We start from the raw sequence: 21,261 nt of genomic DNA, 5'->3' as shown, positions 1-21,261 counted from the left end.
AGTGTCGTCGGCATGACTATGCTGAAACGGTTATCTGGAGTTCATCACACGTCAAAAGGGACCCGCTTATGTGTATTCGCCATCCCCGCAATCCGATCTTCTGCCTGATCCCGCCGTACATGCTCGATCAGATCGCCCGTCACGGTGATAAGACCCAACGTGAAATCGCACTGCGCACGCGCGCCAAGGACAGCACCTTCCGCTCACTGCGCATGCTGGCCGTGCCCGCCAAGGGCACCGCACACATGGCCCTGGCCATGGCCGCAGAAAAACGCCGCTCCATCTACAGCGCCGACGGCACCGACACACTGCCGGGCAAGCTGATCCGCAGTGAAGGACAGCCCGCCAGCGGCGATGCAGCGGTGGACGAGGCCTACGACGGCCTGGGCGCGACCTTCGATTTTTTCGACGAGGTATTCGACCGCAACTCCATCGACGACGCCGGCATGGCCCTGGATGCCACCGTTCACTTTGGCCAGGCCTATAACAATGCGTTCTGGAACTCGACCCAGATGGTGTTCGGCGATGGCGACCAGCAGCTATTCAACCGCTTCACCATTGCGCTCGACGTAATCGGCCATGAGTTGGCTCACGGTGTCACCGAGGACGAAGCCAAACTGATGTACTTCAACCAGTCCGGGGCGTTGAACGAGTCGCTGTCGGACGTGTTCGGCTCGCTGATCAAGCAGTACGCGTTGAAGCAGAAGGCCGAGGATGCCGACTGGTTGATCGGCCAGGGGCTGTTCACCCAAAAGATCAAGGGCACGGCGCTGCGCTCGATGAAAGCGCCGGGCACCGCGTTTGATGATCCCCTGTTGGGCAAGGACCCGCAGCCCGGGCACATGGATGATTTTGTGCATACCTATGATGACAACGGCGGCGTGCACATCAATTCCGGTATTCCCAACCATGCGTTCTATCAGGTTGCGATGAAGATTGGCGGGTTCGCCTGGGAGCGTGCCGGCCGGATCTGGTACGACGCCTTGCGCGACGCACGGCTGCGGCCGAACTCGGGGTTTCTGCGTTTCGCGCGCATCACCTATGATGTGGCTGGTCGCCTGTACGGCGCCAACAAGGATGAGCAGAAGGCGGTCAAGGCAGGCTGGCAAGCGGTGGGTATCAACGTCTGACAAACCGCCTGGGCGGTGAGGAGCAGCCATGCGAATTTCGATCAAGGAAAACGGCGGCCCGGCATTTTTTCCGGGCCTGGCCAAACCGCGCAGCGTCGAGCTGGATGCGCTGCCCGAGCCGGATCAGCAGGAGCTGCGCCAACTGATCCAGGCGTCTGACTTCTTCAAGTTGCCGCAAAGCAATTCCCCGGAGCCCGGCAAGCCGGGCCAGGTGCATTACACCCTGACTGTCACCGAGGGCGAGCGCGAACACACGGTGTGCGTGCTCGCGCCGGTCAAGTCCCAGGCGTTGGATGGCCTGGTGCAGTGTGTGCGGCGCCATAGCCGGTCTTGAGGTGGCAGGCGGTTACTTGCGATCCAGCCACACAGTCTGTGCGTTGCAGAACTCGCGTACGCCAAAGTGCGACAGCTCGCGGCCGAAGCCGCTTTTCTTCACCCCGCCAAACGCCACGCGGGGGTCGGAAACGCTGAACGCATTGACGAACACGCCACCGGTTTCCAGCTCGTCGGTGATCGCCCGTGCCTTGTCCGCGTCGCGGGTGAAGATGCTCGCCGTGAGGCCGAACTCGCTGTCGTTGGCCAGCGCCACGGCATGCTCGGCGTCGCGGGCGGTGATGATCGAGGCCACCGGGCCGAACAGTTCCTGTTTGAATGAGGTCATCTGGTCGGTGACGTCAGCCAGTACCGTCGGCGCGTAATAGTTGCCGGCGCCGTCGATTTTGTGGCCGCCCAGCAGCAAGGTCGCACCTTCCGCGAGCGTGGCCTGCACCTGGCCGTGCAGCTCGTCGCGCAGGTCGAAGCGGGCCATGGGGCCGATGTAGGTGGCGGCAGAGGTCGGGTCGCCCATCACCAGGGCGCGGCTGGCGTCGAGGAATTTTTCGGTAAAGGCTTCGACCACGCCTTCTTCGATGATCAGGCGCTTGGCGGCGGCGCAGACCTGACCGCTGTTCTGGAAGCGGCCGATGAGGGCGGCCTGCACGGCGGCGTCGAGGTCGGCGTCGTTGAGCACGATGAACGGGTCTGAGCCGCCCAGTTCCAGCACGCACTTTTTCAGCGCGGCACCGGCCTGGGAGCCGATGGCCATACCGGCGCGGACGCTGCCGGTGAGGGTGACGGCGGCGATGCGCGGATCGGCGATGGCCTTGGACACGCCGTCCTGGGTCACGTTAATCACTTCGAACAGGCCTTTGGCGAAGCCGGCGGTGTGCAAGGCCTGCTGGATCAGATAGGCGCTGCCCATCACGTTCGGCGCGTGTTTGAGTACGTAGGTATTGCCGGCCAGCAGGCTCGGCACGGCGCCGCGCAGCACTTGCCACACCGGGAAGTTCCACGGCATCACCGCGAGGATCGGCCCCAGCGGGCGGTACTCGATACGGGCGCTGCCGTTGTCCACCAGGGTCGCTTCCGAGTCGAGCATGGCCGGGCCGTGGGCGGCGTACCACTCGGTCATCAACGCACATTTTTCGATTTCGGCGCGGGCCTGGGCGATGGGTTTGCCCATTTCCCGGGTGATCATCTGCGCCATGGTTTCGGCCTGCTCACGCAGGGCGCGGGCCAGGGCCAGCAGCAACTCGGCGCGCTCGCTGACAGGCTGGCGGCGCCAGCTGCGAAAGGCTGCGCTAGCGCGGTCGAGCGCGGCGTCCAGTTGCACCTGGGTTTCGTACGGGTAGCTGCCGATGGTTTCGCCAGTGGCGGGATTGATCGACAGGGCGTGAGTGTGGGAGGAAATCGCGTTCATGGCACCGTCCGGCTGAATGAGTGAATGAGGCCAGCCTACGGGGCTGCATGTTTTCTGGAAAGTGAATAATATTGAGCGATACGTTCACAATTGGAGAATGCTGTGGATCTGGTGCAACTTGAAATTTTCAAGGCCGTGGCCGAGCAGGGCAGTATCAGCTCGGCCGCGCAGCTGATTCATCGCGTGCCGTCGAACCTGACCACACGCATCAAGCAGCTGGAGCAGGACCTGGGCGTCGCGTTGTTCATCCGCGAGAAAAGCCGCCTGCGCCTGTCGCCGGCCGGCTGGAATTTCCTTGGCTACGCGCGGCGCATCCTCGATCTGGTGCAGGAGGCCCGGGCGACGGTGGCGGGGGAGGAGCCCCAGGGGGCGTTTGCGCTGGGCTCGCTGGAAAGCACGGCGGCGGTGCGCATCCCCGCGTTGCTGGCGGCGTACAACCAGCGGCACGCCAAGGTCGAGCTGGACCTGAGTACGGGACCGTCGGGCACGATGATCGAAGGGGTGCTGTCCGGTCGGCTGGCGGCGGCGTTCGTCGACGGGCCGGTGCTGCACGCGACCCTTGAGGGCGTGGCGGTGTTCGAGGAAGAAATGGTGGTGATCGCGCCGCTGCACCACGCGCCGATCAGCCGGGGGCGGGATGTGAATGGCGAGAATATCTATACGTTTCGTTCGAACTGTTCCTACCGGCACCACTTTGAGCGCTGGTTCTCACACGATGGCGCAGTGCCGGGAAAGATTTTCGAGATGGAGTCGTACCACGGCATGCTGGCCTGCGTCAGCGCCGGTGCGGGCCTGGCGCTGATGCCGCGCAGCATGCTTGAAAGCATGCCGGGGTTTGCCGCCGTGAGCGTGTGGCCGCTGGCGGACGGGTTCCGCGTGCTCAACACCTGGCTGATCTGGCGGCGCGGCACCGTGTCCCAGAGCCTGAACAGCTTCGTGCGGTTACTGGAGGAACGCGCAACCTGAGCTATTTCAGGCAATCCCATCCCTGTGGTTCAGGCAATCCGATTCCTGTGGCGAGCGGGCTTGCCCCGCGTTGGCGTGCGAAGCGCCCCCAATCCAGCAGAACGCGGAGTACCTGATACGGCTCATCGCCTGGTTTGGGGCTGCTGCGCAGCCCAACGCAGGACAAGCCTGCTCGCCACAGGGAATCTGCGCTTAACTGAACGGCATTGGGGCTAGCCTGCTCGCCACACAGGTTCCAGTTCGCCTGGGCTGGTGATCAGCCGCCAAATTGAAAGGTGCCCATGGCCAGTTTGGCCATGATCGCCGTCGCGCCCAATTGCACCAGCCATAACGCCAGGCCACCGAGGAACACGCCAAGCGCCACTTGCAGCACCAGGCTTTTCTGGCGCTTGGCATGCGGCGCGCGCGGGGTGAAGTCGTGCAGTTCGTCGCGGTCGGCGCGCAGGTCAAGATCCAGGTCGTCGTTTCTCATAGGGCTCTCACAGCAAAGGGGCAGTCGGGGTTCAGTCTAGGGGCTGCATACGAAAAAGGGGAAACCACCGGTTTCCCCTTTTTGATCACGACCGGCGGCTTACAGCACCTGAACGATCGCTTTTGTGACGGCGTCAAGGTTCGATTGGTTCAACGCCGCCACACAGATGCGCCCTGTGTCCAGTGCATAGACACCAAACTCGCTGCGCAGGCGCGTGACTTGCGCCACGCTCAGGCCGGAGTAGGAGAACATCCCGCGCTGACGGCCGACGAAGCTGAAGTCGTGGCCCGGTGCAGCCTTGGCCAGTTCGGCGACCATCTGCTCGCGCATGCCGCGGATGCGCAGGCGCATTTCGGCCAGTTCCGCTTCCCACTGGGCGCGCAGCTCAGGGTTGTTCAGCACGGCGGCGACGATGGCGGCGCCGTGGGTCGGCGGGTTGGAGTAGTTGGTGCGGATCACGCGCTTGACCTGGGACAGGATGCGCGCGCTTTCTTCCCGCGAGTCGCTGACGATCGACAGCGCGCCCACTCGTTCGCCGTACAGGGAGAACGACTTGGAGAACGAGCTGGACACAAAGAAGGTCAGGCCCGATTCGGCGAACAGGCGCACGGCGGCCGCGTCTTCGTGGATGCCGTCGCCGAAGCCCTGGTAGGCCATGTCGAGGAACGGCACGAGGTTTTTGGCCTTGACCACGTCCAGCACGTCCTGCCAGTCGGCGGGGCTGAGGTCGACGCCGGTGGGGTTGTGGCAGCAGGCATGCAGCACCACGATGGACTGTGGCGGCAGGGCGTTGAGGTCTTCGAGCAGGCCAGCGCGATTGACGTCATGGGTGGCGGCGTCGTAGTAGCGGTAGTTGTGCACCGGGAAACCGGCGGTTTCGAACAGTGCGCGGTGGTTTTCCCAGCTCGGGTCGCTGATGGCGACAACGGCGTCGGGCAGCAGCTGCTTGAGGAAGTCTGCGCCGATTTTCAGCGCGCCAGTGCCGCCGACGGCCTGCACGGTCACTACACGGCCGGCGTTCAGCAGTGGCGACTCGTCACCGAACAACAGGGTTTGCACAGCCTTGTCGTAGGCTGCGATCCCGTCAATCGGCAAATAGCCGCGGGCGGCGTGTTGCGCCACGCGAATGGCTTCCGCTTCGGCAACGGCACGCAAGAGTGGAATCTTCCCCTCCTCGTTGCAGTAAACGCCCACGCCAAGGTTGACCTTGGTGGTTCGGGTGTCGGCGTTGAATGCTTCGTTGAGGCCCAGGATTGGATCGCGTGGTGCCATTTCGACAGCGGAGAACAGGCTCATTTTGCGGCAGCTCTATGGGGGAAGGGAGGGACGTGTCGCGCTCCAGCCGGAGGCACTAGAGCGGTGCACAAACGGGGAGCTAGTATAGAGGCCCGCACGGCCGAGGGCGACCGTTGAAACGGCTTTTTGGCCAAGTTTTTCGGTTGAGGCGCCGACCGTTAGTCTTATTGGCATTCAACAGGCAGGGGCTATACAAGGGCCAGGCAGAGGCTATGTAGGATAAGTGCCTTGAAACCCGTCGCCTTCGCCACCACTTCTACAGCTATCATGATTTTTCCTGCAGCCTGCGAAGTATATTCGCGGGTTGCTGAGCTATTCGTCCTTGGCGGCCACAGGCCCGGGGTGACTTGAAAGAGGTACGTTATGTCGGATTTCCAGCTCGTCACCCGCTTTGAACCGGCCGGCGACCAGCCCGAAGCCATTCGCCAGATGGTCGAAGGCATCGAGGCCGGCCTGGCGCACCAGACGCTGCTCGGGGTGACCGGTTCGGGCAAGACCTTCAGCATTGCCAACGTGATCGCGCAGATCAACCGCCCGACCCTGGTGCTGGCGCCGAACAAGACCCTGGCCGCGCAGCTGTACGGCGAGTTCAAGGCGTTCTTCCCGAACAATGCGGTGGAGTATTTCGTCTCCTACTACGACTATTACCAGCCCGAAGCCTACGTGCCGTCGTCCGACACCTTCATCGAGAAAGATGCGTCGATCAACGACCATATCGAGCAGATGCGCTTGTCGGCGACCAAGGCGTTGCTTGAGCGCAAGGACGCGATCATCGTCACCACCGTGTCGTGCATCTACGGCCTGGGCAGCCCGGAAACCTATCTGAAGATGGTGTTGCACGTTGACCGTGGCGACAAACTCGACCAGCGCGAATTGCTGCGCCGCCTGGCGAGCCTGCAATACACCCGCAACGACATGGACTTTGCCCGCGCCACCTTCCGCGTGCGCGGCGATGTGATCGACATCTACCCGGCCGAATCGGACCTGGAGGCTATCCGCATCGAGCTGTTCGACGATGAGGTGGAAAGCCTGTCGGCTTTCGATCCATTGACTGGGGAGGTGATCCGCAAGCTGCCGCGCTTCACCTTCTACCCCAAAAGCCACTATGTAACGCCCCGGGAAACCCTGATGGGCGCCATTGAAGGTATCAAGGTCGAGCTGGCCGAGCGCCTGGAATACCTACGCGCCAACAACAAGCTGGTGGAAGCCCAGCGCCTGGAGCAGCGCACCCGCTTCGACCTGGAGATGATCCTGGAGCTGGGCTACTGCAACGGCATCGAAAACTACTCGCGCTATCTGTCGGGCCGTGACTCCGGCGCGCCGCCGCCGACGCTGTACGACTACTTGCCGCCGGACGCCTTGCTGGTGATCGACGAGTCCCACGTCAGCGTGCCGCAAGTAGGCGCGATGTATAAGGGCGACCGCTCGCGCAAGGAGACCCTGGTGGAATACGGTTTCCGCCTGCCGTCGGCGCTGGACAACCGGCCGATGCGGTTTGACGAGTGGGAGGCGATCAGCCCGCAGACCATTTTTGTGTCGGCCACGCCGGGCAATTATGAGGCCGAGCATGCGGGCCGGGTGATCGAGCAGGTGGTGCGGCCGACCGGCCTGGTCGACCCGCAGATCGAAATCCGCCCGGCGCTGACCCAGGTCGACGACCTGCTGTCGGAGATCAACAAGCGCGTGGCGCTGGAGGAGCGGGTGCTGGTGACCACGCTGACCAAGCGCATGTCCGAAGACCTCACCGACTACCTGGCCGACCACGGCGTGCGCGTGCGATACCTGCACTCGGACATCGACACGGTGGAGCGGGTGGAGATCATCCGTGATCTGCGCCTGGGCACCTTTGATGTGCTGGTGGGCATCAACCTGCTGCGCGAAGGTCTGGACATGCCGGAAGTGTCGCTGGTGGCGATTCTGGATGCGGACAAGGAGGGCTTCCTGCGCTCCGAACGTTCACTGATCCAGACCATTGGCCGTGCGGCGCGTAACCTCAATGGCCGGGCGATCCTGTATGCGGACCGCATCACCGGTTCCATGGAGCGCGCGATCGGCGAGACCGAGCGGCGCCGTGAAAAGCAGATTGCCTTCAACCTCGAACATGGCATTACCCCCAAGGGTGTGTTCAAGGACGTCGCCGACATCATGGAAGGCGCCACCGTGCCGGGCTCGCGCAGCAAGAAGCGCAAGGGCATGGCCAAGGCCGCCGAGGAAAGCGCCAAGTACGAGAACGAATTGCGCTCGCCGAGTGAGATCACCAAGCGGATTCGCCAGTTGGAAGAGAAGATGTACCAGTTGGCACGCGATCTTGAATTCGAGGCGGCGGCGCAGACGCGTGATGAGATTGGCAAATTGCGCGAGCGGTTGCTGGCTGTGTGATTTGTAATGGTAGTGCCGGCCTCATCGGGGGCAAGCCCCCTCCCACCTTGATGTGTGAACACGGTCAAATGTGGGAGGGGGCTTGCCCCCGATAGCCGCGCCTCGGTTTTCCAGATATCACCCAGGCTGTTACCATTCGCCCCTTGTTTCAATTTTCAGTTATATCGCCCATTCGAGACCTGCCATGACCACCGTCCGCACGCGCATCGCGCCATCGCCTACCGGCGATCCTCACGTCGGCACTGCTTACATCGCCTTGTTCAACTACTGCTTTGCCAAGCAGCACGGCGGTGAATTCATCCTGCGGATCGAAGACACTGACCAGTTGCGCTCCACCCGCGAGTCGGAACAGCAGATTTTCGATGCCCTGCGCTGGCTCGGCATCACCTGGGCCGAAGGTCCGGACGTTGGGGGGCCGCACGGCCCGTATCGCCAGAGCGAGCGTAGCGATATTTACAAGCAATACACTCAGCAGCTGGTCGACATGGGCCATGCGTTCCCATGCTTCTGCACCGCTGAAGAGTTGGACCAGATGCGCGCCGAGCAACAGGCCCGTGGCGAAACCCCGCGCTACGACGGCCGCGCGCTGTTGCTGTCGAAAGAAGAAGTGGCCCGCCGCCTGACGGCCGGCGAGCCCCATGTGATCCGCATGAAGGTGCCGAGCGAAGGCGTTTGCGTGGTGCCGGACATGCTGCGCGGTGACGTCGAGATCCCGTGGGACCGCATGGACATGCAGGTGCTGATGAAGACCGACGGTCTGCCGACGTACTTCCTGGCCAACGTGGTCGACGATCACCTGATGGGTATCACCCACGTGCTGCGCGGCGAAGAGTGGCTGCCGTCGGCACCGAAACTGATCCTGCTCTATGAGTACTTTGGCTGGGAACAGCCGCAGCTGTGCTACATGCCGCTGCTGCGTAATCCGGACAAGAGCAAGCTGTCCAAGCGCAAGAACCCGACCTCGGTGACGTTCTACGAGCGCATGGGTTTCATGCCCGAAGCGATGCTCAACTACCTGGGCCGCATGGGTTGGTCGATGCCCGACGAGCGCGAGAAGTTCTCGTTGCAGGAAATGGTCGATAACTTCGACCTGTCCCGCGTGTCGCTGGGCGGGCCGATCTTCGATATCGAAAAACTGTCGTGGCTCAACGGCCAGTGGCTGCGTGACTTGCCGGTAGAAGAGTTCGCCAGCCGCGTGCAGCAGTGGGCGTTGAACCCTGAGTACATGATGAAGATCGCGCCGCTGGTGCAGGGCAGGGTGGAGACGTTCAGCCAGGTCGCGCCGTTGGCCAGCTTCTTCTTTGCCGGTGGCGTGAACCCGGACGCGAAGCTGTTCGAGTCCAAGAAGCTGTCGGGCGACCAGGTGCGCCAGTTGATGCAGCTGATTCTGTGGAAGCTCGAAAGCCTGCGCCAGTGGGAAAAGGATGCGATCACTGCGACGATTCAGGCGGTGGTCGAGTCTCTGGAATTGAAGCTGCGCGATGCCATGCCTTTGATGTTCGCTGCGATCACCGGGCAGGCCAGTTCAGTGTCGGTGCTCGATGCAATGGAAATTCTGGGGCCGGACCTCACGCGCTTCCGTCTACGCCAAGCCCTTGATTTGCTGGGCGGTGTTTCCAAGAAAGAAAACAAGGAATGGGAAAAGCTGCTGGGCGCTATCGGCTAAGTCCTCTGTGGCAGCGACGAAACCCCGGCTTTCCGGGGTTTCGTTGGTAAGTGATTGTTATCCCGGCAAAAAACTTTGGAAATTGTTGAAAATAAATTTGACACACTTCCAAACCGCCATTAAGATTCGCCCCGTCCTCACCGATGAGGGGCTATAGCTCAGCTGGGAGAGCGCTTGCATGGCATGCAAGAGGTCAACGGTTCGATCCCGTTTAGCTCCACCAATTTGCAGGTTCAAGGTCTGGCCACACCGTCCTTGAATCGATCAGCACTCAGCGCTGATCCGTTGTATAGAAGGTTTTGTCCCCTTCGTCTAGTGGCCTAGGACACCGCCCTTTCACGGCGGTAACAGGGGTTCGAGTCCCCTAGGGGACGCCAGTTTCAACAAGCAGCTCGAAAGGTCTGCTGCGCCGCCAGGCGAAAAATCGGGGCTATAGCTCAGCTGGGAGAGCGCTTGCATGGCATGCAAGAGGTCAACGGTTCGATCCCGTTTAGCTCCACCAATCTACAGGTTCAAGGTCTGGCCACACCGTCCTTGAATCGATCAGCACTCAGCGCTGGTCAGTTGTACAGAAGGTTTGTGTCCCCTTCGTCTAGTGGCCTAGGACACCGCCCTTTCACGGCGGTAACAGGGGTTCGAGTCCCCTAGGGGACGCCACGATTACCCGCTCTGCGGGATTTTTAAGGGTCATTCAATTATTGAATGGCCCTTTTGTTTGTCTGGCGTTTGGCCAACCCGCCGTTGATCCCTTCTCCCGTTCCGACCCATCGCCGCGCCGCTCGCCTGCCAAGTATTATCATGATAATAATATCCGGCCCATGAACGACGGAGCCTTTTGATGAGCGATAAAAAAGCGCAAACCCGCGAACGCATTCTGCAAGCCGCCAGCGCCGCGTTGATCCAACGCGGTCCGGCCGAGCCGAGCGTGGGCGAAGTCATGGGCGCGGCGGGGCTGACCGTCGGTGGTTTTTACGCGCACTTTGAAAGCAAGGACGCGCTGATGCTTGAGGCCTTCACCCAGTTGCTGGCCACGCGTCGCGCGGCGATCGAGGACATCGATGGCCAACTCACCGGCGAGGAGCGTCGCAGCCTGGCGGCCGCGTTCTACCTGTCGCGCAAGCATCGTGACGCCACCACGCAGGCCTGCCCGCTGCCGGCCACCTTGGGCGAAATGGGCCGACTGCCGGATGAGTTCCGCCAGGCGCTCAACGAACACACGGAGTTGATGGCCGCCCAACTCGCCGCCAGCCCCGAAGACACCGACAAGGCCTTGGCGGGCATGGCCCTGATGATCGGCGGCCTGGCGCTGGCGCGCGCCCTCGGGCCTGGCGAATTGTCGGACCGCGTGTTGCGCGCAGCGAAGTCGGCGGTGCGTTGATACACTGCCCCGCCGACATCAACCGACAGGAGCAAGGTATGGGCTGGGATCTGGCAGCACCGTTTTCCATCGATCTGCAGGTCGGCCCCGAGGACATTGACGGCCTGGGGCACGCCAATAACGCGGTTTATGTTTCCTGGTTGGAACGCTGCGCCTGGCGGCACTCTCAGCGCCTGGGGCTTGACCTCACCGAATATCGCCGGCTGGACCGCGCCATGGCCGTGGTGCGCCATGAGATCGACTACCTGGCGGCCGGCTACGAAGGCGACGAACTGCAACTGGCCACCTGGATCGTCGACTGGGACCAGCGCCTGAAGATGACCCGCCGCTTCCAACTGATGCGACCGCGTGACGGGGTCACCCTGCTACGCGCGCGCACCACCTTTGTGTGTATCGAGCTGTCCAGCGGCAAGCCCAAGCGCATGCCCAGTGAGTTTCTCGACGGTTACGGCCCCGCCCTGACCGGGGGTTAACGTTTCCCGCAGGAAACCCAGTAAACTGCGCCACGATTTTTGTTGAGTGTTTTTCCATGCAAATTGCTCTGGCGCCCATGGAGGGGTTGGTCGACAACATCCTGCGTGACGTGCTGACCCGCGTCGGCGGGATTGACTGGTGCGTGACCGAGTTCATTCGCGTCAACGACCGTCTGCTCACCCCGGCCTATTTCCACAAACTTGCCCCGGAACTGCTGCACGGCGCCCACACGGCGGCGGGCGTGCCGCTGCGTGTGCAGTTGCTCGGTTCGGACCCTGTTTGCCTGGCCGAAAACGCTGTTCTTGCCTGTGAGCTGGGCTCGCAGGTGATCGACCTGAACTTCGGCTGCCCGGCCAAGACGGTCAATAAATCACGCGGCGGCGCGGTGCTGCTCAAGGAACCGGAACTGCTCAACCGGATTGTCGAGCACGTACGCCGCGCCGTCCCGGCGCACATCCCGGTGACCGCCAAGATGCGCCTGGGCTTCGACAGTCCGGACGGCGCGCTGGTGTGTGCCACGGCGCTGGCCGAGGGTGGGGCGGAGCATATCGTGGTGCATGCGCGCACCAAGACCGATGGCTACAAGCCGCCGGCCCATTGGGAATGGATTCCGCGAGTGCAGGACGTGGTCAAGGTGCCGGTGTTTGCCAATGGCGATATCTGGAGTGTCGAAGACTGGAGGCGCTGTCGCGAAATCAGTGGCGCCGAACACATCATGCTTGGCCGTGGCCTGGTTGCGCGCCCCGACCTGGCGCGGCAGATTGCGGCCGCGCGTGCCGGTGAGGACGTGGTGGAGATGACCTGGGCGCAGATGCAGCCGATGCTCCATGAATTCTGGCGTCAGTCGGTGGCGCAGTTGACGGAAAAGCAGGCGCCCGGTCGCTTGAAGCAATGGCTGGCGATGCTCACACGCAATTATCCGCAGGCGGTGGAGTTGTTCCACGCGCTGCGCCGCGAGACCGCATTGGACAAGGTGGCCGAGTTGATCGGAATGCCGCGTGCGCTGAAAAATTAAGTTTATATTTATAACGTTTTAAAACACTCAATCAGGGGCGCCATTGGCGCTCCTTTTTTTGACGCGTCTAAAACAGTGTTGTGAGTTTTTATCCGCGCGCGCGAACTAGCACGTGGCGCAGACGCCTGGCAGGGTTTAATTATTTCATGGGTTTTAAGTTGCGCCTGCTTATTACTTTATATATCTGTATGAGCGTTGTTTTCAGGGTTGAGGCGTTGGTTTTACTGGGGGCAGGGCGCGGCAAAATCTGATTGGTGATTTTGTTTTCCTTATGTGATCGCGGAATGCTGGAACTCGATAGCGCCGCGATCCACGAAAGTAGGGACTGCGAAGCGATGAATGACTTCCAGCCCAACTCTATCGCTGCCATGTTTAACGGGTTATTGCCGGGCAGCGTCACTTCAAGAATGAGATGAAACAAATGTCCACTATATCGATGAATAATGTTGCGGGTTTCAAGTCGGATCTTAATACGGCCAACGAGGCTGCAACGCAGAGTTTGCAAACGCCGGAAAAGCCAGTCAATAACCTCGGGTTTATTCCAAAAAACAACATTGCGCCGCATCTCGATAATGCCGAGGGCGGCGGGAAGCAAGTGACCGTCAGCGCCGATGCTTTGGACAAAATGTTGGAAATGTTCGAGATGGTCTTGAAAGCAATGCGCAACTTTCTATCGAGTTGGGGCAGCAGTTCCAAGTTGCCGGTTGATGTGCAGAGTTCGCCGATAACGTTGGTGAAACCGAATGTCCAGATCAACGCTGGCGCTGAAGGTAATGTGCAAGTGGGCATTAAAGACGCTGGCACCCAGCCCAAGCCTGCGAGCGGTGAAAAAGATGCTCAGGCGAAGCTTGCCGCTGATGGCGGTTTACAGATCGGCGTGAAAGGCGCGGACAGCCAGACGCCGCCTGTGCACCAGGAACCAATGGCAAAAACCAAGCTCGGCGCCGAGCCAGGCATACAGATCAATGCACGCACTGACAGCCCTGCATCCGTAGCGCCAGGCGCTGTAAAAGACGAGTCGCTGAAGCTCTCCGCCGACGGCGATGCACAGGTGACGGTCATGCCGGATGGCAGCACCCAGGTGAACCTGACGCCCGAGAGCGGCAAGCAGTACAGGATCAGCCTGGCTGCCGGCGTCCATGTAAACGTTATCTCCAATGATGGGTCGAGTACGGTCTCATCGATCAAGCCACGATTGATTATCGACGAGCCAAAGCTCGATGAGCGCAACGACGCAGCCGCGATCACCGGTACCACGACTGCCAGCCAGCTGCGCGCTGAGGCGAAAACCCTTGCAGCGACGCCGGACGCGCTTAAAACCGAGGCCGAGGTGAAGGCGGACGCAGAAGAGAAAGTTGATACCGTGCTGGACGCAGGGGGGCACACGGCGGCCGCAACGGAAGCGAAACATGAGCATGAACATGCGACGACCACGCAGAAGGACGCTGAGCGGGAGACCATCGCCGAGGCTGACAGCGAGGTCAAGGTTCGCCCAGGCATCAGGTCGCCTGCTCCGGGCGCTGGGCATCCAATCTATGGAAGTTTGCGCTGAAATCTTCGGCAGGCTATGTCGATACGGCCTCGTAGCCATCTTCACTCGCTAATTCGCTGACCAAGACTCCCCGGCTGCCCATGCAGTTGGGGAGACGCGTTCAAGGCAGGGTTCATGTATTCAATCTTCAATACCCACGCGGCAGGTTTCAGGCACGAGTATGACCGGGCGCTTGCGCAGGCGTGCAGCGCTGTCCGCCGGGCGCCTGAGCCCATGCATCAGTGTCACGTTTATCCCGCACCTTCCTGGACGTTTGCACAACGCAATCGCGAGTGTCGCCAGCTTGCCAGCAGCGGCGTACGGCTGGGGAGCCTCTTCAGGACGATAGTGAACCCATGGCTGGGTATCAGCCCAGGCATGGCACAACCCGCGCGGATGTCCACAAAAGCGCCAGGGGAAAAACCCGCTGATATCTGGCGCGGTTTTCATCAGAGCGATCAAGGCAACTGCGTCACGGTGGCAGCGATCAAGATTGCCATGGCGCGGTTCGGCCAGAGTCCCAAAAATGTTTTCGCCAGGGTTCAGAGAACGGCGCGCGGCTATGACGTCACGCTGCGGGACGGTCATGTGCTCAGTGTGTCTGATCAGGAGGTGTCGCAGGCGGCTCGTGGTGCGCGCTTCAAGGGCGCGGATGCCGGGATGCTCAAGGATGCCAACTTCCTGTTTGCCGTCAGCGCCAAGCGTGCGCAGGAGCAAAACAACGACGGCACGGCGGGCGCCAGCTTCAGCGCGGCCATCGACAGCCTCAACGACGGTGAAGACGAGCAGGAAACCGGCGAGGCGCTCCAGCGCCTGGGGTTGGGCCGCCATGTGAGAAAAACCTCAGTGCAGGCGTTGGCCGGCGGTCAGTTGGGCATGATCAACACCGACAAGCATTCGGTTGCAGTGATTGGGGGGCATGAAGAGCTGTGGGGCCGCAAGGGCGGTGCGCCAAGGGCTGGCGAAGCGGTCGCTCTGGTGTGAGAGCCGTGCGCTACATCAGCAGTGTCCTGAACCGCTCGATGGGCAACGGTCGGCTGTGCAGGTAACCCTGATACAGGTGGCAGCCCAGCCCTTGCAGGAACGCCAGCTGTGCCAGGGTTTCCACGCCCTCGGCGATCACCTCCAGGTTCAGGCTGCGCGCCATCGCCACGATCGCCCGGATGATTTCGGCGTCGTTGGGGTCGTGGGTCGCATCGCGCACGAACGATTGGTCGATTTTCAGCGCATCCACCGGCAGGCGCTTGAGGTAGGTCAGCGACGAATAGCCGGTGCCGAAGTCATCCATGGCAAAGCTCACGCCGAGCTTTTTCAGGCGGCGCATTTTCAGCACCGTGTCATCCAGGTTCTGGATCACGATGCCTTCGGTGATTTCCAGCTTCAGCAGGCTGAACGGCAATTCGTAGTGCTTGAGGCTGTGCTCCACCCGTTCCACAAAGTCGTTCTGGCGGAACTGCCGTGGGCTGATGTTCACGCACAGGCTGAAATTCAGCGGGTCCACCAGGCCGTCGGCGATCAGTTGCGCAACACCTGCGCAGGCCTCATCGAGAATCCAGGTGCCCACCTCGAGGATCAGGCCACTGTCCTCCAGCACCTTGATAAATTCAGCCGGCGACTGCGCGCCCAGTTGCGGGTGCTGCCAGCGCACCAGCGCCTCGGCACCGACGATGCGGTTGCCGCGTGCATCCACCTGGGGCTGGTAATGCATGCTGAACTCGCCGCGCGCGAGCGCCAGGCGCAGGTCGGTTTCCATGCGCAGGCGTTCGCTGGCGGCTTTCTGCATGCTGTTGTGAAACATCTGCGTGGTGTTGCGCCCCGAGTCCTTGGCACGGTACAGCGCAATGTCGGCGCGCTTGAGCAGGTCGGTCGGGGTCGAGCCATGGTCGGGGATCAACGCCACACCAATGCTCGGTGTGACCTGCAGGCGATGACCGTCAAGGAACATCGGCTCCGAGAGCAACCGGCGCAACGTCTCGGCAAGGTCCTGTACCTGCCGGCTGACCTGCGTGCGCGAACCTTCAAGGCCGCTGAGCAACACCACGAATTCGTCGCCACCCAGGCGCGCGACGGTATCCTCCATGCGCACGCTGGCTTCCAGGCGCGCGGTGATCATTTTCAGCACGGTGTCGCCCACCGGATGCCCGAGGGAATCGTTGATGTGCTTGAAATGGTCGAGGTCAAGAAACAGCAGGGCGCCGCGCAGATTATGGCGCTTGAGCAGGGCAATCTGCTGGCTCAGGCGGTCCATCAGCAGTGCGCGGTTGGGCAGGTTGGTGAGCGGGTCGTGATAGGCCAGGTGGCGGACCTGAGCCTGGGCGTTCTTCAGCAGGCTAACGTCCCGCGCAGTCAACAGCAGGCAGGGGGTTTGATTAAGGGTGATCGGCTCCACCGAGACTTCCACCGATAGCACCTCGCCGCGCCGGTTGTGCCAGAGCATTTCCAGATGAGGAATGCGGGCCTTGATCGCGAGCTCCGCCAATAACGCCGAGCGCTGGTTTTCATCGGCCCAGATGCCGATCTGGTACAGCGTGAGACCGATGGCCTCTTCGGCGCGGTAGCCGGTCAAGCGGCAAAAGCCGTCATTGACTTCCACATACCGGCCCGTGTCGCGTTCGGTGATGGAAATCGCGTTGGGGCTGGCATGGAAGACGCTGGCGAATTTTTCTTCGGAGGCCGTGAGCTGTTGTTCGCGTTCGACCTGGTCGGTGATGTCCAGCAGAGTGCCGGCCATGCGCAGTGGGGCGCCGTGTTCGTCGCGATACAGCCGGGCACGGCTTTCTAGGTACCGCGCGCTGCCGTCTTCGAGGGGCACGCGGTAAATCAGTTGGTAGTTGCCGGCCGGGCCTTTGCGCAGAGTGCGGTAGGCGCTGCGCATGTTGTCGCGATCGGAATCGGGCATGCCCTCGAAAAATGCCTCGAAAGGCTCGTGGAAAGACTCGGGGGGCAAGCCATGCAGTTGAGCGGCGCGGGCCGAGCCGTAGAGCATGCCGGTAGGAATGTGCCAGTCCCAGGTGCCCAACTGCGCCGATTCCAGCGCAAGGTCAAGGCGCTCCTGGCTGTCCTTGAGCGCCTGCTCGGCAGTGCTGTGCTGCGGGTCGACAGGGTTGTGCATTATCAAGGGCCTTGGCTCGATGGGCGGACAGCGCGGTTTCTTCAAGGCCCACGACCGCACGGCATCATGCCGGTGGCCCCGGCAGATCGACCTGTGCATCCAGCAGGCTCATGAAAGCTCGTGCAGCGTTCGACAGCGTCCTTTCGGTGTGCACGATATAGCCTAGCTGGCGACTGAGCTGTATGCCCGGCAAAGCGATGCTTGTCACCTGATCATCGAGCATGGTGCGCGGCAGCACGCTCCAGGCCAGGCCGATGGAGACCATCATCTTGATGGTTTCCAGGTAATTGGTACTCATCGCGATGTTGGGCGTGAGGCCCTGAGCGCCGAACAACTTGCTGACAATATGATGGGTAAAGGTGTTGCCGCCGGGGAAAACCGCCGGGTGCCGCGCGATATCGGCCAGGCTCACGCGGGCGTTGCCGGTCAGGCTGTGCTCCGGCGCCACCACGAAGTCCAGCAGGTCATCCCACACCGGCGTGGCGCGCACCAGGTGATGGGGCGAGGGCGCCAGAGTGATCACGGCCACCTCGGCGCGGCCGTGGAGAATTTCTTCGTAGGCCACTTCCGAATCGAGGAACTGAATATCCAGCGCAACGTGGGGGTATTCCCGGGTAAAGGCGCGCAGGATGGGCGGCAGGCGATGCAGGCCGATGTGGTGACTGGTGGCAAGGGTGAGGCGCCCGCTGACTTCACCGGTGAGGTTGGTGAGGGCGCGGCGGGTGTCATCCAGCACATTGAGGATCTGATAGGCGCGCGGCAGCAAGGCCCGGCCCGCCTCGGTGAGGCCCACTTCACGGCCCAGGCGGTCGAACAGCCTTACGTTCAATTGTTGTTCCAGGCCGGCGATGCGTTTGCTGATGGCCGGTTGGGTCAGGTGCAGGCGTTCACCAGCGCCAGAGAAGCTGCCGCTCTCGGCGATGGCAATAAAGGCATTGAGGTTGGCCAGGTCCATGATGGTATTCCAGCTGGTAATCCAAAGTATAAAAATTATGAATTTGAGTTATTTAATGTAGCGCCATACCATCAGCCTCACAAGCCAAAGGGTTATTGAAAAGCCCGGCGTATAGAAGCACCGCTGATGAGGACCGACTGATGGCCGGCAAAACGCTGTACGACAAGCTTTGGGATTCCCATGAAGTGAAACGTCGCGATGATGGATCGTCGCTGATCTACATCGACCGTCACATCATCCATGAAGTGACCTCGCCCCAAGCGTTCGAAGGTCTGCGACTGGCCGGGCGCAAGCCCTGGCGCGTCGACTCGATCATCGCCACCCCCGACCACAACGTGCCGACCACTGCGGAACGCAAGGGCGGCATCGACGCCATTGCCGACACCGTGTCGCGTCTGCAGGTGCAGACCCTTGACGACTATTGCGACGAATATGGCATCACCGAATTCAAGATGAATGACGTGCGCCAGGGCATCGTCCATGTGATCGGCCCGGAGCAGGGCGCCACCTTGCCGGGCATGACGGTGGTTTGTGGTGACTCCCACACGTCCACCCACGGTGCGTTTGGTGCCCTGGCCCACGGCATCGGCACGTCCGAGGTGGAGCACGTGTTCGCGACCCAGTGCCTGGTCGCCAAAAAAATGAAGAACATGCTGGTGCGCGTCGAAGGCACGTTGCCGTTTGGCGTGACTGCCAAGGACATCGTGCTCGCCGTGATCGGCAAGATCGGCACCGCCGGCGGTAACGGCCACGCCATCGAGTTCGCTGGCAGCGCGATTCGCGACCTGTCCATCGAAGGCCGCATGACCATCTGCAACATGTCCATCGAAGCCGGTGCCCGCGTGGGGATGGTGGCGGCCGATGAGAAAACCGTCGAGTACGTCAAGGGGCGTCCGTTCGCGCCTCAAGGCGCCGATTGGGATGCCGCGGTCGAGGCCTGGAAAGACCTGGTCTCCGACGCCGACGCGGTGTTCGATACGGTGGTCGAGCTGGACGCCACGCAGATCAAGCCGCAAGTGAGCTGGGGCACCTCGCCGGAAATGGTCCTGGCGGTTGACCAGAACGTGCCGGACCCGGCTAAAGAAGCCGACCTGGTCAAGCGTGGTTCCATCGAGCGCGCCTTGAAATACATGGGCTTGAAAGCCAATCAGGCGATTACTGACATTCAGCTGGATCGCGTGTTTATCGGCTCTTGCACCAATTCGCGCATCGAAGACCTGCGCGCAGCGGCGGTGATCGCCAAAGGCCGCAAGGTGGCCTCGACCATCAAGCAGGCGATCGTGGTGCCGGGCTCGGGCCTGGTCAAAGCCCAGGCTGAAGCCGAAGGCTTGGACAAGATCTTCCTCGAAGCCGGCTTTGAATGGCGTGAGCCGGGCTGCTCGATGTGCCTGGCGATGAACCCGGACCGTTTGGAATCGGGCGAGCATTGCGCGTCCACCTCCAACCGTAACTTCGAAGGGCGTCAGGGCGCCGGTGGCCGCACCCATCTGGTGAGCCCGGCCATGGCTGCTGCAGCGGCGGTAAACGGTCGTTTCATCGACGTTCGCGAATTGATCTGAGGAATTCCTGATGAGAGCTTTTACCCAACACACAGGTCTGGTCGCGCCGTTGGACCGTGCCAACGTGGACACTGACCAGATCATTCCCAAGCAGTTTTTGAAGTCGATCAAGCGCACCGGTTTTGGCCCTAACCTGTTCGACGAGTGGCGCTACCTGGACGTGGGCTATGCCTACCAGGACAACTCCAAGCGCCCGCTGAACAAAGACTTCGTGCTCAACGCCGAACGTTACCAAGGCGCCAGCGTATTGCTGGCCCGTGAGAACTTCGGTTGCGGCTCCAGCCGTGAACACGCGCCGTGGGCCCTGGAAGAATATGGCTTTCGCAGCATCATCGCGCCGAGCTACGCCGACATCTTCTTCAACAACAGCTTCAAGAACGGCTTGCTGCCGATCATCTTGAGCGATGCCGAAGTGGATGAGTTGTTCAAGCAGGTGGAAGCGGATGTGGGCTACCAACTGACCGTTGACCTGGCGGCGCAAACCGTGACCCGCCCGGACGGCAAGGTGTATCACTTCGAGGTGGATGCGTTCCGTAAGCACTGCCTGATCAATGGCCTGGACGATATAGGCCTGACCTTGCAGGACGGCGATGCGATTGCAGCGTTTGAAGCCAAGCACCGGGCGAGCCAGCCCTGGCTGTTTCGCGATGCCTGATTTGCGGTAACCGTGCGGGCCCCATCGCGGGCAAGCCCGACTCCCACCTTGGAATGCATTCCAAATGTGGGAGCTGGCTTGCCTGCGATAGCGCCCGTACCAGCACCCCAAAACCCAAGGAAAGCCACCATGACCAACACCGCCCACACCCAAGTCGTGCAAAAACAATTCGGCGAGCAAGCCTCAGCCTACCTGAGCAGTGCCGTGCACGCCCAAGGCACCGAATTCGCGCTGCTCCAGGCCGAACTGGCCGGGCAGGGCGCTGCACGACTGCTGGATTTGGGCTGCGGTGCCGGTCATGTCAGCTTCCACGTGGCGCCGCTGGTCAAAGAAGTAGTGGCCTGTGACCTGTCCCAACAGATGCTCGATGTGGTGGCCGCCGCCGCGAAGGATCGTGGACTCACCAACATCCGCACCGTCCACGGCGCCGCCGAACGCCTGCCGTTCGCCGATGGCGAGTTCGACTTCGTGTTCAGTCGCTATTCGGCGCACCACTGGAGCGACCTCGGTCTGGCCCTGCGCGAAGTGCGCCGCGTACTCAAGCCGGGCGGGGTGGCGGCGTTTGTCGATGTGGTGTCGCCAGGCAGCCCGTTGCTGGACACTTACCTGCAAACCGTCGAAGTGCTGCGCGACACCAGTCATGTGCGTGACTACTCGGCGGCCGAGTGGATGCGCCAGCTCAGCGAAGCGGGTTTGCACGTGCGCAGCAGCAGTCGCCAGCGCCTGCGTCTGGAATACACCTCGTGGGTCGAGCGCATGCGCACGCCGCCGGCCTTGCGCGCGGCAATTCTTGAGCTGCAACATGCGATGGGCCAGGAAGTGCGCGATTACTACGAGATTCAAGCCGACGGCACCTTCAGCACCGACGTACTGGTGGTGTGGGCCGAACGCTGATCCATTTTCCCGACCTGCCTGCGGGCGGGTCGCTTGATGAA

At 61.7% G+C, this 21,261-nt stretch carries 18 protein-coding genes and 4 tRNA genes; 17 read left to right on the top strand and 5 right to left on the bottom strand.

Features of this window, described 5'->3' with window-relative positions:
- Positions 1–68 precede the first annotated feature (68 nt).
- Entirely contained in the window at positions 69–1,130 is a 1,062-nt protein-coding gene (locus H045_RS12245; protein WP_003234365.1) for a M4 family metallopeptidase, read from the top strand.
- Between the two features lie 28 nt (positions 1,131–1,158).
- A complete protein-coding gene (locus H045_RS12240) occupies positions 1,159–1,464 on the top strand; it encodes a protealysin inhibitor emfourin (protein WP_015372508.1) in 306 nt (101 codons plus the stop codon).
- A gap of 12 nt (positions 1,465–1,476) precedes the next feature.
- On the opposite strand, the gene H045_RS12235 is transcribed toward H045_RS12240, so the two are convergent.
- Positions 1,477–2,868, bottom strand: coding sequence for an aldehyde dehydrogenase family protein (locus tag H045_RS12235; protein WP_015372507.1), 1,392 nt, complete (start codon positions 2,866–2,868; stop codon positions 1,477–1,479).
- 102 nt (positions 2,869–2,970) lie between these two features.
- Between H045_RS12235 and ptrR the strand changes: the two genes are divergently transcribed.
- Positions 2,971–3,834: a putrescine utilization regulator PtrR gene (gene ptrR, locus H045_RS12230; RefSeq protein ID WP_015372506.1), complete on the top strand. Its 864-nt coding sequence runs from the start codon at positions 2,971–2,973 to the stop codon at positions 3,832–3,834.
- Positions 3,835–4,090: 256 nt separating this feature from the next.
- Here ptrR and H045_RS12225 read toward each other — a convergent pair whose 3' ends face one another.
- Both H045_RS12225 and H045_RS12220 read right to left on the bottom strand, forming a co-directional pair.
- The gene (locus H045_RS12225; RefSeq protein ID WP_015372505.1) at positions 4,091–4,306 is read right to left on the bottom strand and encodes a hypothetical protein; all 216 of its coding nucleotides are present in this window, start codon (positions 4,304–4,306) and stop codon (positions 4,091–4,093) included.
- Positions 4,307–4,405: 99 nt separating this feature from the next.
- Positions 4,406–5,602 carry an amino acid aminotransferase gene (locus tag H045_RS12220; RefSeq protein WP_003234354.1) on the bottom strand — a complete coding sequence of 399 codons (1,197 nt, stop codon included), beginning with the start codon at positions 5,600–5,602 and terminating at the stop codon, positions 4,406–4,408.
- Positions 5,603–5,965: 363 nt separating this feature from the next.
- Between H045_RS12220 and uvrB the strand changes: the two genes are divergently transcribed.
- The 11 genes from uvrB (at position 5,966) to H045_RS12165 (ending at position 15,029) form a co-directional block, all read left to right on the top strand.
- Positions 5,966–7,981 (top strand): excinuclease ABC subunit UvrB, encoded by a 2,016-nt coding sequence (gene uvrB, locus H045_RS12215; RefSeq protein ID WP_003234351.1) that lies wholly within the window; start codon positions 5,966–5,968, stop codon positions 7,979–7,981.
- A 184-nt stretch (positions 7,982–8,165) separates the two neighbouring features.
- On the top strand, positions 8,166–9,647 hold the full coding sequence (gene gltX / locus H045_RS12210) for a glutamate--tRNA ligase (protein WP_015372504.1): 1,482 nt from the start codon (positions 8,166–8,168) through the stop codon (positions 9,645–9,647).
- A 147-nt stretch (positions 9,648–9,794) separates the two neighbouring features.
- Positions 9,795–9,870, top strand: a tRNA-Ala gene (locus tag H045_RS12205).
- A gap of 78 nt (positions 9,871–9,948) precedes the next feature.
- A tRNA-Glu gene (locus H045_RS12200) sits at positions 9,949–10,024 on the top strand.
- 49 nt (positions 10,025–10,073) lie between these two features.
- Positions 10,074–10,149, top strand: a tRNA-Ala gene (locus H045_RS12195).
- A 79-nt stretch (positions 10,150–10,228) separates the two neighbouring features.
- Positions 10,229–10,304, top strand: a tRNA-Glu gene (locus tag H045_RS12190).
- Between the two features lie 181 nt (positions 10,305–10,485).
- Positions 10,486–11,025: a TetR/AcrR family transcriptional regulator gene (locus tag H045_RS12185; protein WP_003234346.1), complete on the top strand. Its 540-nt coding sequence runs from the start codon at positions 10,486–10,488 to the stop codon at positions 11,023–11,025.
- A gap of 38 nt (positions 11,026–11,063) precedes the next feature.
- Positions 11,064–11,498, top strand: a complete 435-nt coding sequence (locus tag H045_RS12180) for an acyl-CoA thioesterase (protein WP_015372503.1) — start codon at positions 11,064–11,066, stop codon at positions 11,496–11,498.
- 56 nt (positions 11,499–11,554) lie between these two features.
- Complete coding sequence (locus H045_RS12175; protein ID WP_003234342.1) at positions 11,555–12,514, top strand: tRNA dihydrouridine synthase; 960 nt, start codon at positions 11,555–11,557, stop codon at positions 12,512–12,514.
- Positions 12,515–12,926: 412 nt separating this feature from the next.
- Positions 12,927–14,066 carry a COG1361 family protein gene (locus H045_RS12170; protein WP_176717678.1) on the top strand — a complete coding sequence of 380 codons (1,140 nt, stop codon included), beginning with the start codon at positions 12,927–12,929 and terminating at the stop codon, positions 14,064–14,066.
- Positions 14,067–14,393: 327 nt separating this feature from the next.
- Positions 14,394–15,029 (top strand): hypothetical protein, encoded by a 636-nt coding sequence (locus tag H045_RS12165; protein ID WP_236277888.1) that lies wholly within the window; start codon positions 14,394–14,396, stop codon positions 15,027–15,029.
- Between the two features lie 10 nt (positions 15,030–15,039).
- On the opposite strand, the gene H045_RS12160 is transcribed toward H045_RS12165, so the two are convergent.
- Positions 15,040–17,157, bottom strand: a complete 2,118-nt coding sequence (locus tag H045_RS12160; RefSeq protein ID WP_015372500.1) for a putative bifunctional diguanylate cyclase/phosphodiesterase — start codon at positions 17,155–17,157, stop codon at positions 15,040–15,042.
- A 64-nt stretch (positions 17,158–17,221) separates the two neighbouring features.
- Positions 17,222–18,112 carry a LysR family transcriptional regulator gene (locus H045_RS12155; RefSeq protein WP_003234337.1) on the bottom strand — a complete coding sequence of 297 codons (891 nt, stop codon included), beginning with the start codon at positions 18,110–18,112 and terminating at the stop codon, positions 17,222–17,224.
- A gap of 140 nt (positions 18,113–18,252) precedes the next feature.
- Here H045_RS12155 and leuC point away from each other — a divergent pair, with 140 nt between their 5' ends.
- From leuC to H045_RS12140, 3 genes are all read left to right on the top strand, one after another.
- Entirely contained in the window at positions 18,253–19,671 is a 1,419-nt protein-coding gene (gene leuC, locus H045_RS12150) for a 3-isopropylmalate dehydratase large subunit (protein WP_003234335.1), read from the top strand.
- Positions 19,672–19,681: 10 nt separating this feature from the next.
- Positions 19,682–20,326 (top strand): 3-isopropylmalate dehydratase small subunit, encoded by a 645-nt coding sequence (leuD, locus tag H045_RS12145; protein WP_003234333.1) that lies wholly within the window; start codon positions 19,682–19,684, stop codon positions 20,324–20,326.
- 129 nt (positions 20,327–20,455) lie between these two features.
- Positions 20,456–21,220, top strand: coding sequence for a class I SAM-dependent methyltransferase (locus H045_RS12140; RefSeq protein WP_003234331.1), 765 nt, complete (start codon positions 20,456–20,458; stop codon positions 21,218–21,220).
- The last annotated feature ends 41 nt before the right edge of the window (positions 21,221–21,261 follow it).

This window comes from Pseudomonas poae RE*1-1-14 (assembly GCF_000336465.1).
In the GTDB taxonomy this organism is placed as follows: Bacteria; Pseudomonadota; Gammaproteobacteria; order Pseudomonadales; family Pseudomonadaceae; genus Aquipseudomonas; species Aquipseudomonas poae.
The sequence above is the reverse complement of the archived record's forward strand: the minus strand, read 5'-3'. Positions and strand labels throughout refer to the sequence as shown.

What these genes read in the sequence shown, in the direction of transcription:
- H045_RS12170 (WP_176717678.1), top strand. Translation starts at nt 12,927, where the DNA reads ATGAAACAAATGTCCACTATATCGATGAATAATGTTGCGGGTTTCAAG.
- leuD (WP_003234333.1), top strand. Translation starts at nt 19,682, where the DNA reads ATGAGAGCTTTTACCCAACACACAGGTCTGGTCGCGCCGTTGGACCGT.
- H045_RS12245 (WP_003234365.1), top strand. Translation starts at nt 69, where the DNA reads ATGTGTATTCGCCATCCCCGCAATCCGATCTTCTGCCTGATCCCGCCG.
- H045_RS12235 (WP_015372507.1), bottom strand. Translation starts at nt 2,868, where the DNA reads ATGAACGCGATTTCCTCCCACACTCACGCCCTGTCGATCAATCCCGCC.
- gltX (WP_015372504.1), top strand. Translation starts at nt 8,166, where the DNA reads ATGACCACCGTCCGCACGCGCATCGCGCCATCGCCTACCGGCGATCCT.
- H045_RS12225 (WP_015372505.1), bottom strand. Translation starts at nt 4,306, where the DNA reads ATGAGAAACGACGACCTGGATCTTGACCTGCGCGCCGACCGCGACGAA.
- H045_RS12160 (WP_015372500.1), bottom strand. Translation starts at nt 17,157, where the DNA reads ATGCACAACCCTGTCGACCCGCAGCACAGCACTGCCGAGCAGGCGCTC.
- leuC (WP_003234335.1), top strand. Translation starts at nt 18,253, where the DNA reads ATGGCCGGCAAAACGCTGTACGACAAGCTTTGGGATTCCCATGAAGTG.
- H045_RS12185 (WP_003234346.1), top strand. Translation starts at nt 10,486, where the DNA reads ATGAGCGATAAAAAAGCGCAAACCCGCGAACGCATTCTGCAAGCCGCC.
- uvrB (WP_003234351.1), top strand. Translation starts at nt 5,966, where the DNA reads ATGTCGGATTTCCAGCTCGTCACCCGCTTTGAACCGGCCGGCGACCAG.
- H045_RS12220 (WP_003234354.1), bottom strand. Translation starts at nt 5,602, where the DNA reads ATGAGCCTGTTCTCCGCTGTCGAAATGGCACCACGCGATCCAATCCTG.
- H045_RS12240 (WP_015372508.1), top strand. Translation starts at nt 1,159, where the DNA reads ATGCGAATTTCGATCAAGGAAAACGGCGGCCCGGCATTTTTTCCGGGC.
- H045_RS12180 (WP_015372503.1), top strand. Translation starts at nt 11,064, where the DNA reads ATGGGCTGGGATCTGGCAGCACCGTTTTCCATCGATCTGCAGGTCGGC.
- H045_RS12175 (WP_003234342.1), top strand. Translation starts at nt 11,555, where the DNA reads ATGCAAATTGCTCTGGCGCCCATGGAGGGGTTGGTCGACAACATCCTG.
- H045_RS12155 (WP_003234337.1), bottom strand. Translation starts at nt 18,112, where the DNA reads ATGGACCTGGCCAACCTCAATGCCTTTATTGCCATCGCCGAGAGCGGC.
- H045_RS12140 (WP_003234331.1), top strand. Translation starts at nt 20,456, where the DNA reads ATGACCAACACCGCCCACACCCAAGTCGTGCAAAAACAATTCGGCGAG.